The 5,787-nt window shown below is 74.4% G+C and carries 6 protein-coding genes and 2 pseudogenes; 7 read left to right on the plus strand and 1 reads right to left on the minus strand.

The genetic code is table 11. From position 1 onward, the window contains the following. The 6 genes and pseudogenes from GA0115242_RS40480 to GA0115242_RS00150 all read left to right on the plus strand — a co-directional run. Positions 1-359 (plus strand): annotated as a pseudogene (locus tag GA0115242_RS40480) (hypothetical protein); the annotation flags it as partial. A gap of 187 nt (positions 360-546) precedes the next feature. Next, complete coding sequence (locus tag GA0115242_RS00130; RefSeq protein ID WP_093823180.1) at positions 547-837, plus strand: hypothetical protein; 291 nt, start codon at positions 547-549, stop codon at positions 835-837. A 346-nt stretch (positions 838-1,183) separates the two neighbouring features. Then, positions 1,184-1,675, plus strand: a complete 492-nt coding sequence (locus GA0115242_RS00135) for a DUF5949 family protein (RefSeq protein WP_093823182.1) — start codon at positions 1,184-1,186, stop codon at positions 1,673-1,675. 527 nt (positions 1,676-2,202) lie between these two features. Then, complete coding sequence (locus GA0115242_RS00140; protein ID WP_093823184.1) at positions 2,203-2,721, plus strand: hypothetical protein; 519 nt, start codon at positions 2,203-2,205, stop codon at positions 2,719-2,721. Positions 2,722-2,858: 137 nt separating this feature from the next. Further along, on the plus strand, positions 2,859-3,413 hold the full coding sequence (locus tag GA0115242_RS00145) for a tyrosinase family oxidase copper chaperone (RefSeq protein ID WP_093823186.1): 555 nt from the start codon (positions 2,859-2,861) through the stop codon (positions 3,411-3,413). Continuing rightward, positions 3,397-4,263, plus strand: coding sequence for a tyrosinase family protein (locus tag GA0115242_RS00150; protein WP_093823188.1), 867 nt, complete (start codon positions 3,397-3,399; stop codon positions 4,261-4,263). The genes GA0115242_RS00145 and GA0115242_RS00150 overlap by 17 nt, the downstream gene beginning before the upstream one ends. 253 nt (positions 4,264-4,516) lie before the next feature. On the opposite strand, the gene GA0115242_RS00155 is transcribed toward GA0115242_RS00150, so the two are convergent. Next, positions 4,517-4,798, minus strand: a complete 282-nt coding sequence (locus tag GA0115242_RS00155; protein WP_093823191.1) for a chaplin — start codon at positions 4,796-4,798, stop codon at positions 4,517-4,519. Positions 4,799-5,659: 861 nt separating this feature from the next. Between GA0115242_RS00155 and GA0115242_RS41355 the strand changes: the two are divergent. Then, positions 5,660-5,787, plus strand: a pseudogene (locus tag GA0115242_RS41355) (transporter); the annotation flags it as partial.

Below are 5,787 nucleotides of genomic sequence, written 5' to 3' on the forward strand. Positions count from 1 at the left end.
ACCGGCCGTCCCCGCCACCCCGGCCGCCCCCTCGGCGCCCGGCGCGCGGCCCCGGCAAGCATGGCAAGACGGTCGCCGCCGCGATCGCCGACGTCAAGGCCGAGGCCCTCACCGCCCTGGGCACGTCGGTCGACACCCTCGCCGCCGCCACCACCTCGGGTGACGCGGCCAAGGTCGCGCCCGCCGCCGGCGGTGTCGTCGCCGCCGAGGTCAACGTCCTCGCCGCGACCCTGCTCGGCGGCGGCCTGCCCGCCCCGAACCTGCCGGGCCTGCCCAAGCTGCCGAGCCTCCCGGCCGCCGCCCCCGCGGTGCCCGCGGCCCCGTCGCTGCCCGCCGCGCCGAACCCGGTCACCGGCTGACCCGGCCGACCGCGATCGGGCCGCCGCGCCGCTCCACGGGGGCGGCGCGGCGGCCGTTCGGCGTCGTCCTTCCTTCGGGTGGGAGCGGGGAAATTTCTGATCACGGGGTTTCCGGGCCGCCGGGTAATCGTTAGGCACAGCGTCAGAATTCCCGCAGGCGACATGAGTTGCCGAAGAAAGGAACCCGATGAAGTCCCTCAAAGCCGCCGCTGTCGTTGCCGGTTCCGTCGCCCTGGCCGGCGTCGCCGCCCCCGCCTTCGCCTACGACACCGCCGCCGTCACCCCCACCAGCCTCAACGGCGCGGTGAACAGCCTGACCTCGGGCCAGCTCAAGCCCGTCGACCTGATGCCGCTCCAGCACCAGTCGAACGCTCTCAACACCGAGGACAAGACCTCCCCGCTCAGCGCGGTGGACGGCGCGACGACCGCCCTGAACAAGCCCACCCAGCTGCTCGGCGGACTTCCGCTCAAGGGCTGAGCCCTTCCGGAATCGGCGCCGGTGAATTCCCGCGCACCGGCCGGGTCCTGACGCCAGCGCGTCCTTTCCCGTCCACCCGCCGCGTTCCTCCGAGAACCCGCCGCACCGCCCGGCGGACGTCCCGCGGGATTTCTCCCCGCGCCGTCCCGGACGTCCCACCGGTGCCCACCGGAGTTCCACCGAAAAGGCCGATCCCGTCGAAAGGGCCGATTCCGCGCGGCACGGAATCGGCCCTCGGCGCTGTTCGAGGGGCGGGTCCCCCGTTCGTGTGGACAGGGCGCGGAATGTCGCCCGGTCGGGTGATGACACCCCCGAACGGGTTCCGGCCCGTCGATAAGGTCGCGCGGTGACCTCAACCTCAAGCGAAACCCGCACCAACGCCGTCGAGCTGGGCACCCTCGTCGTGCTGGCCTGGAGCGGCGAGGCCCCCGACGGCGACATGCCCTACCTGCTGGCCTATCCCCTCGGGGACGTGCCGTCCGGACCCGAGGCCTCGTCGGCCGCCGTCGCCCGGATGCTGGAGAACAGCGGCCTGCCGGTCGGCGGCGACCTCGTGGACGCCGCCACCAAGCCGAGCCTGCCGGTGAGCCTGCTGGTCGAGGGCGGCCAGGCCGTCGTCACCATGCCGGGCTGCAACGCCCAGTGCACCCCGCCGCCCGAGTGGCTGGAGGCGGTCGGCGAACGCGGCTACGCCTACTTCATCTTCACCACCCGCCCGTGGCCCGAGGCCGAGCCGGGCAAGCCGATCGAGCCGGAGGCGCTGGCCGCGTTCGCGGGCTCCGAGGAGACCCTGACGGCGGCGGCCCACGTCGTCCTCCCGGCCCGCCGCCTGCGCTGACCCGGCCCGCCGCCCCCAACTCCGCACGCCACGGCGGCCGCAGTCCGACGACCGACCCCAAGTGCACCGCCGTGGGCGCCCGGTGACGACGGTCCCTCCGCAACCGTCGCGCCGGTGAGCGGAGTTCGACCACCGCCCCCGCCCCCGTCACCGGTGACCGGAGTCCGACCACCGGTAGCACCCGCGTCATCGGTGTCCCGTCGGTGACCGGAGCCGGGCCCGGACTCCCCGGCCGCCGGGGACCGGCCCACCCGCCCCAACTGCCCGCTCCCGCCGGGGACCGGCGACCGGACCCCGTCCCGCACGGACCGGTCGCCGTCCCATGTGCGGCCGCGGAAAAGGGAATTGCCCGCGGGCCGCCGTGCGGCGGAACGCGCCCCTTCCCGTCCGCGGCCGTCGCGCGCCCCGATTTCCCCGTCGTAGTACTACTGCGGCACTCGGGGGAAAGATGCGCTCAAGCCGTCGGCCGCCTCGTTACCCCGGTACGCACGCAGACCGCGTCGAATTCCGGAAGGGACCCCAGCGAGATGAAGCCGACCACCCGAGGAACCCTTGCCGCCGTCGTCACCGGCATCGCGGCAGCCGTGGGCGCCGCCACCGCGACCCCCGCCGCCGCGGTCGGCACGGTTCCCGTACCGGTGCCGCTGGAGGGCGCCGAGCAGACCCTCCACATGGAACTCCCCAAGATCGGTGGAGAGATCCCGCTGCCGACGCCCGGCAACCTGGACGGCCCGCGCTACGTGGAAGGCCGCCTCATCCCCGACCGCGCCGTCCCCCAACTGCCCCTCAGCGGCGGCCTGCCCGGCGCCGACGTGCGCGCGCCGCTGCCGCACCTGCTCGGCGACCAGTTCGACCACGTCGGCCTGCACCTGCCCGCCGCCGACCTGCACACCCTCGCCCCCGGCCTGACCCTCGACGCGCCGCTCAGCACGCCGGACGGCTCCAACGCGGGCCTGCCCAACCTGAAGCTGCCCCAGGCGGGCGTCCTGGCCCCCGTCCTGCAGACCGTGCCCGGCGCCGACCTGGTCGCGGGCCCCGGCCTGTAGCGCGCCACCGGACGGACACGGGCCCGGACCGCGGGGAAGCGGTCCGGGCCCGGCGCGTTGCCCCGCCGCACTCCGTGACCGCACGGCGGGTCGGCCGGTTACCGGGGTGATATCCGCAACCGGAGGAGGAGCGAGCCATGGGCGTGGGGGTCACCGTCGGCGAGGAGCCGGTGGACGCGGAACCCGGACCGGCGCCGGGACGGACGGCCGGGGCGCGGTCCCGGCGTGGCGTGCTGCGCGGGCTGCTGGCGTCGGCCGTCGCGCTGGTGTGCGCGCCGCTGGTCACCGCGTCCCGCCCGAAGGACACCGCGGACCGGGACGGCGCGTTCGACGAGACGTACCGGGGCCGCCGTCTGCGCGGCTCCCGGGTGACGGCGCACGCCCCGGCGCGCGCCGGGGCGCGGGGCCGTGCCGTCCCGGCCCGGGCCGAGGTGCGCGGCCGGGCCGTCCCGGCGCAGGAGCACCTGTGGCGGGTCACCGTCGACGGCTCGCCGCTGCACCTGATGCGGCGGGCCGACGGCGGCTGGCTGAGCATGATCGACCACTACCGGTCCTACCCGACCCCGCTGGCCGCCGCCCGCGCCGCCGTGGACGAACTGGGCCCGCACCGCAGTCCCCGTGACCCGGTCCGGGGCCGGATGTGCGGGCAGGACCGCACCGAAGGGGGGAGCGGCCGTGGCGTACACGCGTAAGGACGTCAGCACCCTCACCCGCAGCGAGCGCAAGCGGTTCGTGTCGGCGCTCCTGGAGGTCAAACGGCGCGGTGAGTACGACGAGTTCGTGCGCACGCACATCGAGTACTACGTCCCCGACGGCGACGACGGGCTGCGCACCGCCCACATGGCGCCGTCCTTCCTGCCCTGGCACCGCCGGTTCGTGCTGGACATGGAGGACGCGCTGCGCCGGGTCGACGCGTCGGTGACGATCCCCTACTGGGACTGGACCCGGGACCGTTCGGCGACGTCCGTGCCGTGGACCGCCGACCTGCTCGGCGGCAACGGGCGGGGCTCCGACCACCGGGTGACGACCGGCCCCTTCGCCTACGCGGAGGGCAACTGGACCCTGCGCGAGAACGTCGACGACGGCGACTTCCTCACCCGCGACCTGGGCCGGGCGGCCAAACCGCTGGAGCTGCCCACGAAGGCGGAGCTCCAGTCGGCGCTCGACGACCCCGTCTACGACGTGGCGCCCTGGGACTCCACGGTCACCAAGGGGTTCCGCAACCGGCTGGAGGGCTGGGGCACCGGGCGCGGAGCGGGCTCCTGGCACAACCACAACCGGGTCCACCGCTGGGTCGGCGGCGCGATGCTCACCGGCGCGTCCGTCAACGACCCGGTGTTCTGGCTGCACCACGCCTTCGTCGACCTCCAGTGGACCCGCTGGCAGAACCGCCACCGCGGCGCCCGCTACCTCCCGGCCGACCCGCCCCGCCTCGGGGACGACCAACACGGCCGGATCATCGCCCGCCGCCAGAAGCTCCCGCCCTGGGACATGACACCGGACGACATGGAGGACGTGAGCGCGGTGTACCGGTACGGGTGAGGGTCGGTCCCGGGGGTTACGGGGCGGCGGGGCCGACGGGCAGCGGGGCTGCGGGGCACGGGGGGCGCCCAGGACCGTCCGGGGTCGTCGGGCGCCGCCTCCGCCGTCCTCCGCGCGCGCTCCGTCGTGCGCCGCGTCCGCCGTCCTCCGTCGCGCGCAGCCGTCGTCCTCCGCCGTCACGGGCAGGCCCGTCGTGGACGCGGGAGAGCCCCGGCGCTCAGGGTGCCGGGGCTCTCGCGTGGATACGGTCGGGTCAGCCGCCGTAGCCGTAACCGCCGTGCTGCGCGTGGGGGGCGCTCTTGTTCAGGCAGGTGTTGCCGAACGCCGGGTTCAGCAGGCCGATCACGTCGACGGTGTTCCCGCACAGGTTCACCGGCACGTTGACCGGGATCTGGACGAGGTTGCCCGAGAGGACACCGGGCGAGCCGACGGCCCCGCCCTGGGCGCCGGCGTCCGCCATGGCGAGGCCGGTGCCGCTGACGACCACGGCGCCCGCGCCGAGCGCGACCGCGGCCGCCTTCGCGATGCGAGACATCACGTTCTCCTTTGACTCGATGAGTACGCCGGCACCACTCGCCGCCGCACTCCCCCTACAACGCCGAGGCCGACCGCTGGTCACGGTCGTGCGCCGGGGCGTCACCCTTTGCGGACCGGGGCGCGGGACGCGGGAGCGCGGGTCGCGCGCCGGGACGCGGGGGATTCGGTCCCCGCCGGGGCGCGTACCACCGGCGCGGGGTGCGGCGTCCCGCGCGGTCCTTCCGGATCGGCGCCGGGCCTCCCGTCGTCAAGGCCCGCCGTCCAGGTGGGAGTTGTCCCCGGCAGGCGGGACCGCGGACGGGTCCGGACCGCGGTGACCGGGTCGACCCGGTCGACGGCGCACGCGAACTGGCGGGGTGAGCCCCTCAGCAGGAGCGATTGCCGGCCACATTTCGCGGGCCCGCAACGCCGTTGACGCGGCGAATGCCGACCGGCTGAGTGAATCGGCCGTCGCCGTACGTATCCACGGTGGGACACGGGAGGCATGCAGGCGCGGACGCGGAGGGCGGTGCGGGGAGAGGGACGGCGGTGCTCCGCCCCTGGGGGCGGTGAGACGCCCTCCCGCGGGGAGGGCGGGGTGTGGCGCCCCCGGCAGGACTCGAACCTGCGGCCAAGCGCTTAGAAGACGCCTACCGCATATTACTTGGACCCTGTCTGACCTGCAATTTAGCGTTTACCTGACATGGTGTCAGGCGTTCTGTGGGACGCATATGGGATTCGACCATTCGGGCGATCTGCGAGACGGCATGGCCCGCTTCTGGTCTGAACGCGCGTCATCACTTCACCCACACACGCTTGGGGTCCCTGCCGGAAACAATCTGACACCTTCTCGGCGTTGACGGTATCTGAGGAGGGGAAGGTGTCGGGCCTGAAGCTGTTCCGCGCGAACACGACGAATAGCGGCATGACGGAGGTCATGCCGCGTCTTGCGGAGGTCGAGGCTGACGTGCAGGGCCTCGTCGAGACATACATGGAGGTGCTGCTGGA

The sequence above is a fragment of the Streptomyces sp. SolWspMP-5a-2 genome (genome assembly GCF_900091845.1).
Taxonomy (GTDB): Bacteria; Actinomycetota; Actinomycetes; order Streptomycetales; family Streptomycetaceae; genus Streptomyces; species Streptomyces doudnae.